This is a genomic window from Massilia rubra (assembly GCF_011682065.1).
Lineage (GTDB): Bacteria > Pseudomonadota > Gammaproteobacteria > Burkholderiales > Burkholderiaceae_D > Telluria_A > Telluria_A rubra.
Map to the genome: position 1 here is coordinate 41,974 of NZ_VUYU01000026.1, position 17,769 is coordinate 59,742.

The 17,769-nt window shown below is 65.9% G+C and carries 12 protein-coding genes; 3 read left to right on the forward strand and 9 right to left on the reverse strand.

Annotation, left to right across the window (positions count from 1 at the left end; all coding sequences use genetic code 11):
• Positions 1 to 17 precede the first annotated feature (17 nt).
• From F0185_RS27290 to F0185_RS27320, 7 genes are all read right to left on the reverse strand, one after another.
• Positions 18 to 953, reverse strand: a complete 936-nt coding sequence (locus F0185_RS27290) for a GGDEF domain-containing protein (protein WP_167230057.1) — start codon at positions 951 to 953, stop codon at positions 18 to 20.
• Positions 950 to 6,391 (reverse strand): PAS domain S-box protein, encoded by a 5,442-nt coding sequence (locus F0185_RS27295; protein ID WP_167230060.1) that lies wholly within the window; start codon positions 6,389 to 6,391, stop codon positions 950 to 952. The genes F0185_RS27290 and F0185_RS27295 overlap by 4 nt, the downstream gene beginning before the upstream one ends.
• 224 nt (positions 6,392 to 6,615) lie before the next feature.
• Entirely contained in the window at positions 6,616 to 7,635 is a 1,020-nt protein-coding gene (locus F0185_RS27300; RefSeq protein ID WP_167230063.1) for a cation diffusion facilitator family transporter, read from the reverse strand.
• Positions 7,632 to 7,949, reverse strand: a complete 318-nt coding sequence (locus F0185_RS27305) for an ArsR/SmtB family transcription factor (RefSeq protein WP_166898040.1) — start codon at positions 7,947 to 7,949, stop codon at positions 7,632 to 7,634. Before F0185_RS27305 ends, F0185_RS27300 begins: the two co-directional genes overlap by 4 nt.
• 68 nt (positions 7,950 to 8,017) lie before the next feature.
• Positions 8,018 to 8,533 carry a hypothetical protein gene (locus F0185_RS27310; RefSeq protein WP_167230066.1) on the reverse strand — a complete coding sequence of 172 codons (516 nt, stop codon included), beginning with the start codon at positions 8,531 to 8,533 and terminating at the stop codon, positions 8,018 to 8,020.
• A gap of 6 nt (positions 8,534 to 8,539) precedes the next feature.
• Positions 8,540 to 9,271 carry a P-loop NTPase family protein gene (locus F0185_RS27315; RefSeq protein ID WP_167230067.1) on the reverse strand — a complete coding sequence of 244 codons (732 nt, stop codon included), beginning with the start codon at positions 9,269 to 9,271 and terminating at the stop codon, positions 8,540 to 8,542.
• Between the two features lie 189 nt (positions 9,272 to 9,460).
• Positions 9,461 to 9,943, reverse strand: a complete 483-nt coding sequence (locus tag F0185_RS27320) for a CinA family protein (protein ID WP_502572709.1) — start codon at positions 9,941 to 9,943, stop codon at positions 9,461 to 9,463.
• A gap of 341 nt (positions 9,944 to 10,284) precedes the next feature.
• On the opposite strand from F0185_RS27320, the gene F0185_RS27325 reads away from it, so the two are divergent.
• From F0185_RS27325 to F0185_RS27335, 3 genes are read left to right on the forward strand one after another with little or no spacing between them, the layout of a single operon-like run.
• Positions 10,285 to 10,857, forward strand: coding sequence for a TOL_0243 family YfiR-like periplasmic protein (locus F0185_RS27325; protein ID WP_167230073.1), 573 nt, complete (start codon positions 10,285 to 10,287; stop codon positions 10,855 to 10,857).
• Complete coding sequence (locus F0185_RS27330) at positions 10,854 to 12,881, forward strand: sensor histidine kinase, YfiR-like protein-associated (protein WP_167230076.1); 2,028 nt, start codon at positions 10,854 to 10,856, stop codon at positions 12,879 to 12,881. Before F0185_RS27325 ends, F0185_RS27330 begins: the two co-directional genes overlap by 4 nt.
• The gene (locus F0185_RS27335; RefSeq protein ID WP_167230079.1) at positions 12,878 to 15,463 is read left to right on the forward strand and encodes an EAL domain-containing protein; all 2,586 of its coding nucleotides are present in this window, start codon (positions 12,878 to 12,880) and stop codon (positions 15,461 to 15,463) included. The genes F0185_RS27330 and F0185_RS27335 overlap by 4 nt, the downstream gene beginning before the upstream one ends.
• A 6-nt stretch (positions 15,464 to 15,469) precedes the next feature.
• Here the strand turns inward: F0185_RS27335 and thiL are convergent, their stop codons facing one another.
• The gene (gene thiL, locus F0185_RS27340; protein ID WP_167230082.1) at positions 15,470 to 16,438 is read right to left on the reverse strand and encodes a thiamine-phosphate kinase; all 969 of its coding nucleotides are present in this window, start codon (positions 16,436 to 16,438) and stop codon (positions 15,470 to 15,472) included.
• 151 nt (positions 16,439 to 16,589) lie between these two features.
• Positions 16,590 to 17,432, reverse strand: coding sequence for a hypothetical protein (locus F0185_RS27345; protein WP_167230085.1), 843 nt, complete (start codon positions 17,430 to 17,432; stop codon positions 16,590 to 16,592).
• Between the last annotated feature and the right edge of the window lie 337 nt (positions 17,433 to 17,769).

A 17,769-nucleotide genomic window follows, 5' to 3' on the forward strand; every position in this document is an offset into this window, starting at 1 on the left:
CATTCGGAACGAGGTCTTCACCGTTCCTGTATCTCGTCATCGGGCGCCTGTTTTTCGGTTCCGGGCCAGGGCGCCGCGATGACGCAATTGCGTCCCTGCATCTTGGCCGCATACAAGGCGCTGTCGGCGCGATGCAGCAGTTCGGTCATGTCCATCGCATTGGCGGCGTTCATCGAGGCGATGCCGATGCTGACCGTGACGGCGATCACGCCATACGCGGTCGGCACGCTGGTGTCGGCCATGACGCTGCGCATCCGTTCGGCGACGAAGAGGGCATGTTCCGGATCGCAGTCGGGCAGCACGGCGAGCAGTTCCTCGCCGCCGTAACGTCCGAACGCGTCGTAATTTCTCAGCGCGGACGCCATGCGGCGCGTCGCTTCGCGCAGCACCTCGTCGCCCGCGAGGTGGCCGTAGCTGTCGTTGATGCGCTTGAAGTGATCGAGGTCGGCAAAGATCAGGGACAGGCAATTGGACGCCCTGGCCTGGCGCGCCATTTCCTTTTGCAGCAGGTCGAGGATCGCGCCACGGTTGAAGATGCCGGTCAGGGCGTCGCGCGTGGCCTGCCTGCGCAATTCCTGTTCCAGGTCGACGATGCGGCGCCCCGCGCGTACGCGCACCCGCATTTCTTCGGCGATGAAGGGCTTGGCGACATAGTCGTCGGCCCCGGCGTTCATGGCCGCGACGATGAATTCGGTCTCCGTGCGCGAGGTCAGCATGATCATGTAGACATAGCGCGCCATGCCGGCCTGGCGGATGTTGTGGCAGACGTCGATGCCGTCCCGTCCCGGCATCATCCAGTCCAGCACCGCCAGCAAGGGGCCGTCCTCCTGGCGCAGGATCGCTTCGGCGGCCAGGCCGTCGGTGGCGACCACGACCTCGTAGCCCCATTCGGAGAGCACGTCCTGCAGATAGAAGACAGAGACCGGATCGTCATCGGCGACAAGTACTTTCATTGGTTCAATTCCAGGGTCGTGGCAAGGGTGGCGGCCAGTTCATCGATGCACTGCGCCAGGTGGCGTGCCGCACTGTCGAGCTCCTCATGGCTGGCCTGCTTGCCGTGGCGCGCCAGCACTTCGAGCGCTCCCGCGGCCTGCGCCGTGGCCTCGCCGGCCAGCGTCGCGGCCGCCCCCTTGACCCGGTGCGCCGCGCGTTCGAGCAGGAGGACATCGGGCCGGTCGCGGGCGCCGTGCAACTGGCGCACCAGTTCGGGAGCGGTGTCGATGAACGATCTTGCCATGAGAATGAGCAAATTGCGTTTCCCGCGTGCGCGTTCGAGCGCCAGGTCGTGGTTGAAGACGCATGCGGCGGACGCCACGGCCACTTGCGGGAGCGGCGTGTCCGGCGCCGCCGCCCGCGCCGCCCATGGGCGTTCCAGGCAGGCGTACAGATCGAGCGGCTCGATCGGTTTCGACAGGTAGTCGTCCATGCCCGCGTCCAGGCAGGTCTGGCGGTCGCCCGACATCGCATGGGCGGTCACCGCAACGATATGGATATGCGCGCCGCTCAGCGCTTCGCGGCGGCGGATTTCGGCGGTGGTCTGATAGCCGTCCATCTCCGGCATCTGGCCATCCATCAGGATGACATCGAACTCTTCGCGCTCGAGTATCCGCAACACCTCGACGCCGTTGCCGACCACGCTGAAGGCGTGCCCACGGCTGCGCAACAATTCGCTGATCAGCATCTGGTTGATGGGATGGTCGTCGGCGACCAGCACGCGCAAGCGCTTTTGCAGGGGCGGCGCGGGTGGCTGCGCGCTATGCGACGTGCTATGCGAAGCGCTAGGCGACGCGCCAGGCGAGGCCCCCGCCTGCACGGCGGCGCGCAGCGGGCCGCCGGCCTTGCCCTGGACGATCCCCAACAGGGCGTTGAACAGCTCCGAGTGCCTGACGGGCTTTTTGATAAATTCCGTCACCCCCGCCGCCATGCAGGCTTGCAGCACGCCGCCGCCGTCCTGCAGCGGCAGCATGGCGATGACCGATGCCGGCGCCAGCCCGGCGGCGCCAAGTGCGCTGGCCAGGGCTGCGCCGTCGTCGAGCAGCGTTGCGCTGCAGATGGCGGCGCAAAACGGTTCCGCCGCCGGCGCGCCGCCGGCCCGTTGCAGATGGCCGGCCAGGGCGGCCTCGCCTTGCACCAGGGTGGGCAGCATTTTCCAGCTGCGCAGCAGGTTGACGATAATCTGGCCGGAGGTGGCGTTGTCATCGACCACCAGGACCGGCTTGTACTGCAGTCCGGCGTGGCCCGGACCCGACTCCAGCCCGGCCGGGTGCTGCGCGAGCTGGACCGAGACCGTGAAATAGAATTGCGTGCCCATGCCCGGTTCGCTGTCGACCCACAGACGGCCGCCCATCAGGTTCACCAGCTGCGAGACGATGGCCAGTCCCAGCCCGGTACCGCCGTACTGGCGGGTGGTGGAGGCGTCGGCCTGGACGAACGACTCGAAAATATGCTCCTGCTGCTGGCGTGAAATGCCGATACCCGTGTCGCGCACGCCGAGCAGCAGTTCGGCGCGCCCGCCATGCTGCGACTGCAGGGCGACCGTCAGCACGACTTCGCCGCGCGCGGTGAACTTGATCGCGTTGCTGGTCAGGTTGATCAGGATCTGCGCCAGCCGGCCCTTGTCGGCGACGATGATGCGCGGTACCTCGGGTGCGATGTCGAAGGCCAGTTCCAGGCGCTTTTCCGCCGCGCCCGCCGCCAGGGTGCGGCACATATTGGCGATTTCTTCGCGCAGGTCGAACGCCGTTTTCTCCAGAACGAGTTTCTTGGCCTCCATCTTGGAAAAGTCGAGGATATCGTTTAACAGGCGCAGCAGGGAGTCGGCCGACGATTCGATCAGTTGCATGTACTCCCGCTGCTGGTCGGAGAGCCCGGTTTTCAGCACCAGCCGCGTGAAGCCGATAATGCAATTCATGGGCGTGCGGATTTCATGGCTCATGTTGGCCAGGAATTCGCTCTTCGCTTCATTCGCCGATTCGGCTTTGTGCTTGGCTTCCTGCAACTGGATTTCAAATTTCTTGATGGTGGTGACGTCGTGGTCGGTCCCTCGGTAGCCGAGGAAAGCGCCGTCGGGGTCGAACACCGGTACCGCCGACGATTCCAGATAACGATCGCTGCCGTCGCGGTGGCGCCAGCGTATCAGCCAGCTGCTCCACCCTTCGCCTTTCTGTTGCAGATGCAAGATCCTGGCGCCGACGCCAGCCCGTTCGTCGGGGTGGACGTAGCGCAGCATGCCCTTGCCGGTCAGTTCATCCGGCGCGCGGCCGAGCATGGCCTCGACCGCCGGGTTGGAATACAGGATGCGGCCGTCCCTGTCGAGCGACCATATCCAGTCTTTGGTGGTCTCCACGATCGAGCGGAACTTTTCCTCGCTCAACCTGAGCCGGTCTTCGGTCCGCTTGCGGTGGGTGATGTCGTTGTACAAACACAGCAAATGGGGCACGCCGGACAGCTCCACCACGTCGGCCGACAGCAGCACGCTGATCACGGCGCCATCGGCGGTGCGCATGGCCGCTTCCACGTCGCTGATCGAACCTTCCCGGCGCAGCCGCTCCATCATGGCCGCATGGGCCGCCGGCGCGAACCAGTCATCGAGCGGCGCGGCGGGACGGGTCAGCAGCACGCCGCGTTCCTGGCCGATCAGTGCGCAAAATGCATCGTTGACTTCCAAAAAGGCGCCATCGGCCATGCTGCTGACGGTAATCGCAACCGGACTCATACTAAAAATCTTGGAGAAACGTTCTTCCAGCTGGCGCATGCGTTCTTCGACATTCTTGCGCTCGCTGATGTCCATCATGGCGCCGATCATGCGCACCGCCCCGCCGTGCGCGTCGTGGATGATGTAGCCGCGATCGTGGACATAGGCAAACGTGCCGTTCGCCAGGCGGAAGCGGTACTCGCCGGTCCAGTACTGGCTGCCCGCGTGGATTTCATGCTCGACTTCGCGCGTGACCCAGTCGCGGTCATCCGGATGGATCTGGTCGACCCACCACTGGGCCGGCGTTGCCGTGGTGGCCAGTTCGTGACCGAAGGTGTGCGCAATGCCCGCATTCCACCAGATCTCGTCGGTCGCGAAGTCCCAGTCCCACACCGTATCGTTGGTGGCGCGCGCGACCAGGTTGAAACGGTCCAGCGTCTTGCGCAGGTCGTCTTCGGCGCGCTTGCGCTCGCTGACATCGACCCCCACCATCGCGTACGAACCGGCTTCGCCCTCCAGATGCTCGATGCGCACCACCGAAAACAAGAAGGGGACCACGGCGCCGCTGCGCGTGCACAAGGCAAATTCGCCGCGCCAGGCGGCCAGCGACGCTTCAAGAAAAATATCCTGCAAATAGCCGCTGGCGCTCCCGGGGCAAGCGAATTGATCCATCGACAGGCTGGCGCAGTCTTCGTCCCCGGCAATGCCAAGCAGGTCGCGCCCGGCGCCGTTGAGATACAAGATACTCTGCTCGGCGGAAACGAAGGCCACCAGGTTGGGGGTGGCGTCGAGGAAGGCGCTAAAGCGCGAACTGACTTCGGACGCCCGCCGCTCATCGCTGATGTCGCGCAGGATCGCCACCGACAAGCGTCCCCCTTCGTGCAGCGCTTCGCGCACGGCAATGTGCAGGGGGAACAGACTGCCATCCTTGCGTTTGCCGTGCACTTGCATCCCGCGCGCGCTGTCCGGCCGCGCCGCTGCGCCTGGCTGCCCGCTCGATGGCGGGCCGGCTGGAATCAGCCCGGCGAGGGCGGTATCGAGCAGCTCCGGCGCGGCATAGCCGAACATGGCGGCGGCGGCCGGATTGATCGACTTGATGCGGCCATGCTCGTCGATGGTCAGCAGACCCTCGGCCATATTGTCGAGCACCGCCTGGATCTTGCCCTCGCCCGCGCGCGCCTTTTGCTTGGCCGCCAGCAGCGCCGCGATCAGCGGGGACACTTGCCAGTGCAAGAGAAACATTCCGCACATAAACAGTACGGCCAGCACCGCCACCATATACGATATTTGCGTGCGGATCGGCTCGTACAATTCGACGGCGTCTTCCTTCACCACCAGGCCCAGGCCGGTGGCGCCGATCGGCCCGTAGGCGGCGACCACCATCCGTCCCCGGTAATCTTTTGCCACGGCCAGTCCGGTGTGGCCATCGAGTGCCAGGCTCATCGGCAGGCTGCTTCCCTCGCGCATCCGGGGCGCCTCGGTAAAGCTGCGCGGGTGCAGGCGGGTCGGCAGGCAATTCATGCGGCCGCTGCCGCTGGCCGCGCAAATCGCAATATCGCCGCTTTTTCCCAGGAGTGCGGCATCGGCCAGCAGGGTTTGTACGATGGGCAAGTTGCGTTCGGCCCGGAGGGTGCCGATGACGCTCGTTCCCGTGTGCACCGGCACCCTTATCTTCAATATGGGCAGCGTCGACCAGGAAAGTTCCTGCTCATTGTTCAAGCGCAAGGTGACGGACGCGCTGGTCGCGGGCGCGCCGGCACGCAGCAGCGCGGTGCCCTCGCTGGTGAGAGCGGCCACCGAGGAGTAGCCGTCGCTGAGCAAGTGACTCCCGAGCTCGGTCTCATCGGCCGCCGGGCCGGCGCCGGCGGCGCGCGCGTATTCCTTGAGCAGGGCAGGGTCGCTGGCAAGCGCACGGGCCTGCAAGCGGGTGTTTTCCAGCACGAAGTTCAACAGCTGGGCGCGATTCGAATGCGCCACCCGCATATTCAGGTGCAAGGCGGCCTCGGTGCGGTGCGCCGACAGGACCGAGCTGATCATCCCGGCCGTCAGCGCCATCGAGAGCAGGATGACGGTCGCGATCGCGGTGATGCGCTGGTCGCCGCGCTCGCGCCGGAAGCCGCTTTCCTTGACGCTGCGGTACCAGCGCAGCCACAGCGCACTGCCCAGCAACAGCACGCCGAACGCCGTGTGCGGCGCCATCCCGACGAACTGATACCCTTCGTAGAGCAGCGCCAGCTTGAGCGAGTGGCCGGTCATGCCGATGATCCCGAGCGATACCAGCGCCAGGCACAGCAGCTGGATGGCCCAGCCGGCGGCGCGCGTCGCGCGTTGCCGCTCCTGCAGCAAGAGACAGGCGCCGGCCAGCCAGAAACCCACGCAAGCGAGCGGCGACATGCGTCCCGGATGGGGGTTGGGGTCGGCCAGCCACACCTGGACGAACAACTGGTCGATATGCAGGTCGATGCCGAGCAGGTTTTGCAGGCCGACCACGCCCGCCACGCCCAGCATGGCCGCGCAGGCCCCGCCACGCACGGCGCGCGCCAGCGGCGCTTGCCGGTCGGAAATCGCGAGGGCGATACCGGCAAGTATGAAACACAGCGCCGTGTTGAACACCATCGCGACCGCGCCGGGCAGCGGTTGCACCAGATCGCGCAGGCGCAGGCCCCAGCCGGCCATCACGACAGCGCCCAGCAGCATCAGCAATGCCCCAAGCGCTCGTTGAAGCTGTGAGAATGTCAACACTGGAGCCTTTCCGACATGGATGGCCGCAACGGGCCACCGGCGTCCCTGGCCACCGGTGGCACTCGGCAAAGATGTCTTTCACGAAATTGTTAGCCGACTATACAAGATCGCTCCCGGCTTTCGACCCGATTCGGATGGGTTCGGCAAAAAAACCACGTCGCCTCCGGCTGGCGCCGAACCTAGGCTGGCTTGGGCGCTTCCCCATGTAGAACGCAGCTGTGCTCGCTCGTCCCCAGTTCCACCTGCAAGGTGCAGTGGGCGATCGCATAATCGGCCTTGAGCGCCGCCACGATGGCGTCCAGCGCGGCGTCGCCCGGGTAGCCGGCGGGCATGACCAAATGCGCGGTCAGGGCCGTTTCGGTCGTGCTCATGGCCCAGATATGCAGGTCGTGCATGCCGGCCACGCCCGGCTGCGCCAGCAGATAGTCGCCCACCGCGCCGGCATCGACATTGGCCGGCACCGCCGCCAGCACCAGGTCGAGCGATTCGCGCAGCAAGCCCCAGGTGGTGACCAGGATCAGCAGCACGATCACGATGCTGACCGCCGGGTCGAGCCAGGTCCAGCCGGTGAAGATGATCGCCACGCCCGACACCACCACGCCCAGCGAAATGGCGGCGTCGGCCGCCATGTGCTGGTAGGCGCCGCGGATGTTCAGGTCGTCCTTGCTGCCGGCCATGAACAGCCAGGCCGAAAAGCCGTTGACCAGCACCCCGATACCGGCCACCACCGACATCGTCATGCCCTGCACCGGGGCCGGATTGGCGAAGCGGTGCACGGCTTCCCAGCCGATCGCGCCGCAGGCGAGCATCAGCAGCAGGGCGTTGAGCAGCGCCGCCAGGATCGAGGAACTGCGCAGGCCGTAGGTGTAGCGCCCGTTCGGCGCGCGCCGGGTGAGCATGGCCGCGCCCCAGGCCAGCATCAGGCCCAGCACATCGGACAGGTTGTGGCCGGCGTCGGCCATCAGCGCGGTCGAATTGGCCAGGAATCCGTAAAAGAATTCGATGCCGACAAATACCGTGTTCAGGCCGATCGCCAGCGCAAAGGCGCGCCCGTTGCCGTTCGGATCGAGCTGGTGATGGTGGTGGCCATGCCCGTGCCCATGGTCGTGCCCGTGGTCGTGCTTGTCCACCGCTTTGGCCGGCGCGTGCGCGTGGCTGGCGTGGTCATGGTCGTGATCGTGGTCGTGGGCGCTGGTCATGGGTCGATTCCATTGGTGGGTTCGGCGATGTGTTCGAGCATGTCGGTCAGCACGCCGCTGATGTGGGCGTCCGCCGTCGAATAGAACACCTGCTTGCCCTGGCGCTCGGCCTTGACGATGCGCGCGGCGCGCAGCAGGCGCAGGTGGTGGCTGACCAAGGAGCTGCTCAATTGCAGGCCGGCCGCGATGTCGCCCACCGCAATCGGCCCTGGCAAGCACGACAATACGATGCGCAGCCGGGTCGGGTCGCCCAGCAGATGGAACAGGTCGGCCAGTTGGGCGATCGAGGCGTCATTATCGGGAGAAGGTTTCATAGTCAACATGTGAAGATATGTAGATATGATAGCGCATATCCGGAACACATGGCTGCGCTTGCCGGAAATTACGGCTTTTGCATCTCGGCGGCAATGGCCGCGCGGGTTTTGGGATCGAGTTTGGCCACGGCTTTGGCCAGCTTGTCGCCATCGCGCAGGGCGCTGCTTTGCTCCGGCGTGAGTTCCCTGGCGACGAGCACCGGTGCCGGGGCAGGCGCGGGGCGCAACAGCAACGCCTGGCCGGCCAGCACCACGAACGCGCACAGCAGCGCGGCGCCGCCGACGATGGCGATCAGGCGTTTTTCCTGCGCCGCGGCAGCCTGGACGGGACCTGGCGCCGCCGTCACCAGCGCCGCCGGACGGGCGCTGGCAGGGACGGCATGGCCAAGGTAGCCGGTGTCCTGCAGCGCCCGCACCTGGTCGGCCAGGTCGGCGGTCGCGTCGTCGAGCAATTCCACGTGGCGCTCGACCGCTTCGGCCAGCACCGCCTCGTTCAATGCCACCAGCGCGAAGATCGGATCGTCGATATCGATCCGCACGCCGGTCTTTTCAAAGACGAGGGTGCGCAGTTTTTGCTGGTCCATGCCGGCTTACCACTGCACTTTGTCGAGTTGTTCGAACAGGTCGCGGAACACCACCTTGATGCGCTGCTTTTCCATCACGTTGAATTTGTCGCTTTCGCGCACTTCCTGGGCGGTCAGGCGCGCGATATTCATCTTTTTGATGTCGGCGCCGAAGGTGTCGGCGTTGCGTTGCGACAGCACCACGCGCCCGCACACGCGCGCCGCGTTGTCGGCGTAGGTCTGGGACTCGGTAAACACCTTGCCGGTGGCCGATTGCAAGGGGCCGAAGTGCTCGTTTTCCCACAGCACCAGCGGCACCGTGGTCGACTTGGCGGTCGAGACGAAACCCATGGCCGTATCGTGCAAGGTGTCGCCGCCGCCGACGATGGTGTGGATATACACCTTGCGCCCGGATTCCTTGAGCAGGTCGAAGCAATCGTTTTCCAGCAGGTAGCCCATCAGCGGCGAAAAGGTGTTGGCGCCGTTGTCGATGACGCAGTTGCCTTCTTCTTCCAGCAGGTCGATCATCAGCGCGTCGAAGCGCTTGGGGTCGATGTTGCGCGCATCGGTCATGACCGGCACGTGTTTCACGTCCATCGCCTTGTAGCGCGAAAAGGTGGCGTTTTCCTGGTCGGTATCGTAGCAGCGCAGGGGGCGCTCCTCGTCCTTGCCCGCCAGCCACTGCGCGAGGATGGTCGAGACCAGGGTCTTGCCGATGCCGCCCTTGCCCTGCAAGATGAAATGAACCGTGTTGTGCATCGAATTGCTCCAGAAAATGACTCACCCGTCATTCCCGCGCAGGCGGGAATCCAAGGTCCTGCCGTTTAGCAGACATGCCTTGGATTCCCGCCTGCGCGGGAATGACGACGCTTAGGTTAGCGGCGTTTGCATCAGACAAAGGGTTGAAAATGGCGATGGCGCCGCGGCGCCATCGGCGTCGTGTTCGCGCTATTCGATGATGCGCAGCAAGCCTTGCAGCGCATGCAGCACGGTCTGCTCGCGCACCGCCTGGCGGTCGCCGGCAAACACCAGGCGCTCGGTCTGGACCGTGTCGCCCCTGGCCCAGCCGAAGCAGACCGTGCCGACCGGCTTGCCCGGCACCGCGCCGCTCGGGCCGGCGATGCCGGTGGTCGACAGCGCCACATGCGCGTTGCTGTTCGCCAACGCGCCCGTGGCCATGGCGGACGCCACTTCCTCGCTGACCGTGCCCAGCTGCGCGATCAGCGCGGCCGACACATCAAGCAGCTCGGTCTTGGAGGCGTTCGAATAGGTCACGAAGCCGCAATCGAACCAGGCGGTCGAGCCGGCCACCTCGGTGACCGCCTGCGCCACCCCGCCGCCGGTGCATGATTCGGCGGTTACCAGCAGCAAACCTTTCGCTTGCAGCGCGCGGCCGACTTTGGCGGAAAGTTCGAGAATGTCGTTCGTCACGTGTTGCTCCTTTTGGACGGTCATGGGGGGATCGGATTACCTATCGAAATTCATATCGACATTCATATCGACATTCAGATCAGGGGAGGGCGCGCGCGACCGCGCGGCCCTGCGATTCTACTTTACCATGCCGTATGCAACACTGTTCGTCCACCCTGTTGCAATGTTTCACAAGGGATATCCAAGAGACCCAAAAAAGCGTAGAGTGGACCTGGGGAAATCGTCCTGCCGTGCGCCACGGGCCTGCTGCTCTGCTATGCTGGCCTTTACCGCTGAGTTTGCTTTTTGTCTGATCCGGATTGGAGTCCCATGTCCCCGATTCTCTTGCTGGCCGAACTGCCATGGCGGGCCTGAGCTGGTTCGCATTGCGCCGGCGCACGCTGGCGCTGCCCATCGTGCTGGCCCTGTCGGCCTGGAGCGGCCCAATCGCGGCCCAGTCGCCGCCCAGCGTCGAAAACCAGGTCAAGGCCGCCTACCTGTTCAAATTCGCCGGCTTCGTCGAGTGGCCCGACGGCAGCTTCGCGCGCGCCGACAGCCCGCTCCAGATTGGCGTCTCCGGCAATGACGGCCTGGCCGACCAGCTCGAACAAATGGTGGCCGGGCGCACCGTCGGCGGGCACGCCGTGCTGGTGCGCAGGCTGCGCCGCGGCGACCCTGTCGGCGGCGTCCACATCCTCTTCATCGGCGCCGGCGAACGCGCCGCCGTGATCGACATGCTGGCCGCCGCGCGCGGCCAGTCGGTGCTGACCGTCTCCGACGCCGAGGACGGCATCGCGCTTGGCTGCATGATCGCCTTCGTCGTGGCCCAGGACCGGCTGCGCTTCGACGTCGCCCTCGGCCAGGTCAATTCCAGCCGCCTGCGCATCAGCGCACGCATGCTGGCCGCCGCCAACCGTGTGCAGGGGGTCACATGATCGTGCGCTCGATCCGCGAAAAACTGGTCACGGTGGTCATGCTCACTACCCTGGCGGCGCTGCTGGTGTCGATCGGCACCGTGATCGCCTACGACCTGCGCAACTACCACAAGGCCCTGCTGGGCGACATGGCGACCCAGGCCGAACTGCTCGGCCACATGACCTCGGCCGCGCTGACGTTCGATGACGCCCGCCTGGCCACCGAAAACCTGGCGCTGCTGCGCATCCGCCCGTCGGTGCGGGCCGGCGCCATCTACGACGCCAAGGGCGCGCTGTTCGCCTCCTACCGCGCGCCGGGCGAACAGCAGGCCTTCCCGGTCAGCCCGCAGACCGACGACCTGCGCGTCTCCGGCGACGACCTGCTGCTGTACCGGCGCGTGGTCGAAAACGGCGAACTGCTCGGCACCGTCTACCTGCGCGCCGAATACACGCTGGTCGCGCGCGCGGTCGACTACCTGAGCATCGCCGCCGGCGTGATCGCGCTGGCCATGCTGATCGCCTGGCTGATGACGCGCCGGCTCGGGCGCATCGTCACCGCGCCGATCGTGGCGCTCACCGAAACCGCGCGCGAAGTGGTCAGCACGCGCGACTACTCGCGGCGCGCCCCGCGCATCAGCGACGACGAAGCGGGCGAACTGGTGGACTCCTTCAACGCCATGCTGGGCGAAATCGAACAGCGCACCGGCGCGCTCGAAACGTCGCACCACGCGATTGCGCGCGAAGCCGAGGAACGCGCCCGCGCCCAGCAGGAAATCATGGACCTCAACGAGCGCCTCGAAGTGCGGGTGCACGAACGCACCATGCAGCTCGAACTGACCAACGCCGAGCTGGAAGTGGCCATGTCCGCGGCCAAGAACGCCAACCAGGCCAAGTCGGCCTTCTTGTCGTCGATGAGCCACGAGTTGCGCACGCCGCTCAACGCCATCCTCGGCTTCGCCCAGATATTGACGTCCGAATCGCTGCCGTCCACACTGCCGCAAAAGAAGGAGTTCGCCGGCCACATTCTCAAGTCGGGGCGCCACCTGCTTACCCTGATCAACGAAATCCTCGACCTGGCCAAGGTCGAATCGGGCACCGTGACCCTGTCGATGGAACCGGTGGCGCTGGCCGACATGCTGGTCGAGTGCCGCAACATGACCGAACCGCTGGCGCAGCAGCGCAAGATCCGCATGCTGTTCCCGGACGCGCCGCCCGCCGTGGTGCAGGCCGACCGCACGCGCCTCAAGCAGGTGCTGCTTAATCTGCTGTCGAACGCCATCAAGTACAACCGCGAGATGGGCGCGGTGGTGTGCGACTGCAGCGTCGTCACCGCCAACCGCGTGCGCCTGTCGGTGCAGGATACCGGCATGGGCCTGCGCCCCGAGCAGATCGATTCGCTGTTCCAGCCGTTTAACCGCCTGGGCCAGGAAAACGGCAGCGAAGAAGGCACCGGCATCGGCCTGGTCGTCACGCGCCGCCTGGTCGAACTGATGGGCGGCGAAATCGGCGTCTCGAGCAGTGTCGGCGTGGGCACCGTGTTCTGGATCGAACTGGGACTGACCCAGCCGGTGCCGTCGGTGGTGGGCGAGGCGACCGTGCTGGCGCTCGAGCCCAAGGCAGCGAGTGCGCCGCGCGCCGACCACACCTTGCTGTACGTCGAAGACAACCCGGCCAACCTGAAGCTGGTGCAGGAGATCGTGCGCTACCGGCCCGACCTGCATTTGCTCACCGCGCCCGATGGCCACCTCGGCATCGAAATGGCCAAGGCGCACCTGCCGGACGTGATTTTGATGGACCTGAACCTGCCCTGCGTGAGCGGCGCCGACGCCCTCAAGGAATTGCGCAGCGACCCGCGCACGGCCCACATTCCCGTCATCGCGCTGACCGCCAGCGCGATGCCGCGCGACGTCGAGCGCGGGCTGGCCAGCGGTTTTTCGCGTTACCTCACCAAACCGATCAACATTGACGAATTCAACGAGGCGATCGACACCACCCTCGCATTCGCCGACACGCGGCAGCTTGCGCAGAAAGCGCGAAATCCATGATAGCCCTCGAAGACATCCATCACGCCGCCATCCTGATCGTCGACGACCAGATGGTCAACGTCCAGCTGCTCGAGTACCTGCTCACGACCACCGGCTACACCAACGTCAGCAGCACCACCGACCCGCGCGAGGTGGCGGCGCTGCACATGAAGCACCGCTACGACCTGATCATCCTCGACCTGCATATGCCGGGCATGAACGGCTTCCAGGTGATGGAGGCGCTGGCGCCCATGGAAACCGAAGCCTACCTGCCGGTGCTGGTGGTGACGGCCGAGCCGGACAAGAAGCTGGCCGCGCTCGACGCCGGCGCGCGCGACTTTGTCGGTAAACCCTTCGACCCGGTCGAGGTGCTCACGCGCATCCGTAACATGCTCGAGGTGCGCCTGCTGCACCGCGAATCGAAGAACTACGGCGCCGTGCTCGAACAAACGGTGCGCGAGCGCACCGCCGAACTGCAGCGCTTTCGCAGCGCCATGGACGCCACCGACGACGCCATCTTCCTGATCGACATCGGCGCCATGAAGGTGGTCGACGTCAACGACGGCGCCTGCCGCATGCTTGGCTACCAGCGCGACGAACTGCTGCGCCTCGACCCCACCGTGTACGGCCTGGCCGGGCGCGGCCAACTGGCCTGCCAGGCCGATCCCGCGCGCGACGCGCTGCGCTACCCGGACCTGGTCGAAGACCAGCTCACGCGCGCCGACCTGCGCGAAGTGGCGGTCGAAATCTACTGGCAGACCCAGAACGTGGGCGGCACGCGCATGCTGATCGCGGTCGCGCGCGACATCAGCGAACGGCTGGCCGCGCGCCAGCGCCTCAAGCACCTGGCCAGCTACGACAGCCTGACCGGCCTGCCCAACCGCACCCTGTTCTACCAGACCTTGCGCGAAGCGATCGAGCTGGCGCAGGACAAGCACTGGCGCATCGTGGTGCTGTTCATCGCGCTCGACCGCTTCAAGACCATCAACGATTCGCTCGGCTCGGCGCTGGGCGACGAGTTGCTGCGCCAGTTCAGCACGCGCCTGGTGCAGTGCGTGCGCATCCGCGACACGGTCGGGCGCCTGGGCGGCGACGAATTCGCGCTGATCCTCACCATGACGCGCAACCAGCAGGACGCCGTCAACGTGGCCAACGAAGTGCGCGACACCCTGCGCGCGCCGTTCGACCTGCACGGCCGCCAGGCGGGTCTTACGGCCAGCATCGGCATCGCCATGTATCCGGACGACGCCCTCGATCCCGAAACGCTGATCAAATATGCCGACACGGCCATGGGCCGCGCCAAGGAAGCGGGGCGCGACGGCTACCGCTTCTTCACCGCCGGGATGAACGTGCAGGTGCTGGCCCGGCTCGACCTCGAACTGGCGCTGCGCCACGCGCTCGAGCATGGCGAGTTTTTGCTGTACTACCAGCCCAAGGTCAATTTGCGCACCGGCCGCATCGCCGGCGCCGAAGCGCTGCTGCGCTGGAACCGGCCCGGCTTCGGCCTGGTGTTCCCGGCCGAATTCGTGCCGGTGATGGAAGAAACCGGCTTGATCGTGCGCGTCGGCGCATGGGTGATCGAAGAAGCCTGCCGCCAGATCGCGCAGTGGTCGGCCGGCGAGACCGGCGACGTGCGGGTGGCGGTCAATGTGTCGAGCCGCCAGTTCGTCGAGGGCGACCTGGAAGGCGACATCCGCGCCGCCATCGGCAAGCACGGGATCGACCCGTCGCTGCTGGAACTGGAGCTGACCGAAAGCGCGCTGATGTCCAACGCCGAGCATACGATCAAGGTGCTGGGCAACCTCAAGCAGCTCGGTATCACGATCGCCATCGACGACTTCGGGACCGGTTATTCGAGCCTGGCGTACCTGAAGCGCTTCCCGATCGACAAACTCAAGATCGACATCGCTTTTGTACGCGAGGTGACGGTCAACCCGGACGACGCGGCCATCGCGCTGGCCATCATCGGCATGGCGCACTCGCTGCACATGCAGGTCATCGCCGAAGGGGTGGAGACAGCGGCGCAGATGGCTTACCTGCGGCGCCATCGCTGCGACGAAGTGCAGGGCTTTCATTTCAGCCGGCCGTTGCCGGTCAAGGAGTTCGGCGCCATGGTGCTGGCCAACCTGGCGCAGCCGCAGGAGCCGGAGTCGCCCGACAATCACCGCCAGACCTTGTTGATCGTCGATGACGATGTCAATGTGCTCTCGGCGCTGCACCGCTTGTTCAAGCGCGATAACTACCGGATCTTGACGGCGGTGTCACCGGCCGAAGGATTCGAGCAATTGGCGCTGCACACGGTGCAGGTGATCGTGTGCGACCAGCGCATGCCGGGAATGAGCGGAACCGAGTTTTTGAGCAAGGTCAAGGAGCTCTATCCGGACACGATCCGGATCATCTTATCCGGCTACACCGGGCTTGAAGCGGTGCTCGATTCGATCAACCGCGGGGCGATCTACCGCTTCTACACCAAGCCGTGGGACGAGACCCAACTGCGCGACAACGTGCGGCTGGCGTTTCATCATTACTGGCTGATGAACGGGCCGAAGGACGATCCGCATAATGCGCACTTTGTCGATGCCGGGCAGGTGGCGGCGGAGTAGGGATGCTCAGGCGCTGGCGAAGTGGTCGAACCCGGCCAGTTGCAAGTCGAGCGCCTGGCCGCGCGCATCGACCAGGCGCAGGCCCGGCGCCGCATCGATGGTCCCCACGCGCGTGACGGCGGCGCCGCTGGCGAGGCCGGCGGCCAGGATCGCTTCGCGCTGCGCCGGCGCGGCGCTAAAACACAACTCGTAATCGTCACCGCCGGCGGCGCAGAACTGGCGCCGCAGCGCCTGCGCCTGCGCGGCCAGCGCCGGCCCGGCCGGTAGCGCATCCACATCCAATGTAGCGCCGACCTTCGACGCGGCCAGGATGTGTCCGAGATCGCCCACCAGCCCATCGGAGATGTCGATCGCCGCGTGCGCCAGGCGCGCGCCGGCCAGGGCCAGGCCAAGCGCCACGCGCGGCGCCGGCATGTGCATGCGCGCGCCCGCCAGCAGCTGCGCGGCATCATCGAGTGCCACTTCCTTGCGGTACCCGGCCAGCGCCAGGCGGGCGTCGCCCAGGGTGCCCGAGATCCAGAGATCGTCGCCGGCGACGGCGGCATCGCGCCGCAAGGCGTGGCCGGGCGCCAGTTCGCCGAAGATGGTGATGCAGATCGTGAGCGGGCCTTTGGTGGTGTCGCCGCCGATCAGTTCACAGTCATGCAGGTCGGCCAGCGCAAACAGGCCGGCGGCAAATTCGCCGAGCCACGCCGGTTCGGCCGTCGGCAGCGCCAGCGCCAGCGTAAAGGCGACTGGCCGTGCGCCCATTGCCGCCAGGTCGGACAGATTCACGGCCAGGCATTTGTGGCCCAGCATGCGCGCATCGGCGCCGGCGAAGAAATGGCGGCCCTCGACCAGCATGTCGGACGAAATGGCCATCTGCATGCCGGGGGCGGGCGCGAGCAGCGCGCAATCGTCGCCAATGCCGAGCGCGGCCCGGCTTGGCTGTGCACGTTTGAAGTATTGCTTGATAAGGTCGAATTCTGAGAGCATGCGCAATTGTACTCCGGCATTCTCCGCCTTCTCCGCCCCCGGTGTGCCCCACCCCGGTGTCAGGTCTGACATTCGGACACGAACCCAGCCATTGGTTTTCAGTAAAGTCCAGCTCGTGTCCGTTTGTCAGACCTGACACCGGGGGTGGTGCTTACAGCTTGCCCAAGGTGACTTCGAGCAGGCGCCCCTTTTTCTTGAACTCTTCATTGACCGTCACCAGGATGCGTCCCTGGGCGTCTTCCGCGATCGAGGTCACTTCGCTGGTGGCGTCGGCACCCGTGCGCTTGTAGCCCGGCAGCAGGCTCGATAGGTCGGTCCATTTGTCGCCGTTGTCGTTCGACCACGCCAGGTAGGGCAGGCCATGCGCCTTGTCGAAACCGGCGGCGACGATCACGTTCGGCTTGCCCGCCGGCGAGAGCAGCTTGGTGATGTAGGGATAGCCGGTCCCGCCCGACAAGGGCTGCTTGAGCACGAACTTGTAGCTCTTGCCGCTGTCGTCGCTGCGCAGCAGGCCGCCTTCGACGCCGATGAACACGCGCTCGCTCTTGCCCAGGCTGGTGATCAGGTGCACATTGCGGTTTTCCAGCTCCGGCACGCTGATCGGCACTGGGACCATGGACGCCAGCGCCGAATTGTCGGCGTTCATGCTGTAGGCGCGCACGTAGGCCATGTCGAGCGGGCATTCGCCGCCGGTCAGCAGGCGACCACCGGCCACCTCGAAGGCCTGGTGGGTGCAGCTCATGCTGTCCATGCTGCCCATGATGGGCTTCCAGCTCAGGCCTTGGTCGTTCGAGACCTGCACGTTCTGGCCGGCGCCGCCGTTGGCGAACCAGCGCTTGCCGACTGCCTTGATGTCATTGACCTCCATGCGTTCGCAATAGGTCGCGTAGCAGATGCGGAAGTCTTTGTCCTTGGGAACGAAGGTCATCTTGGCCTGGTCGAGCTCGCATAAAGTGTGTTCGTCGGCGCTGCCCCAGGCGCTCTGCACCAGCATGGTCTTGCCGGCCAGCGCGCAGGTCGGCCGCGCGCCGCACTTCGACCTGCGCGCTGGCCGGCAGCTTGCACTCGCCCAGGGCCACGTTTTGCCAGGCCGACCTGGCGCTCACGCCGCGCGCGGTGGCGATCACCGCGGTGCCCTCGGCTTCGGTATTGGTCAGCGCGACATAGGCGTTCTTGTCGTCGATGGTGACGGCCTTCATGCCGCGCTCGTTACTCATCAGGATGTCGACGCGGGCCACCGGGTCGGGCGTCGGCAGCGGGGCGGGCTTGCCGGCGTCGCCACCGCCGCCGCCGCAGGCGGTAAGCAGGGTGGCGGCGATCAGGCCGGCGGG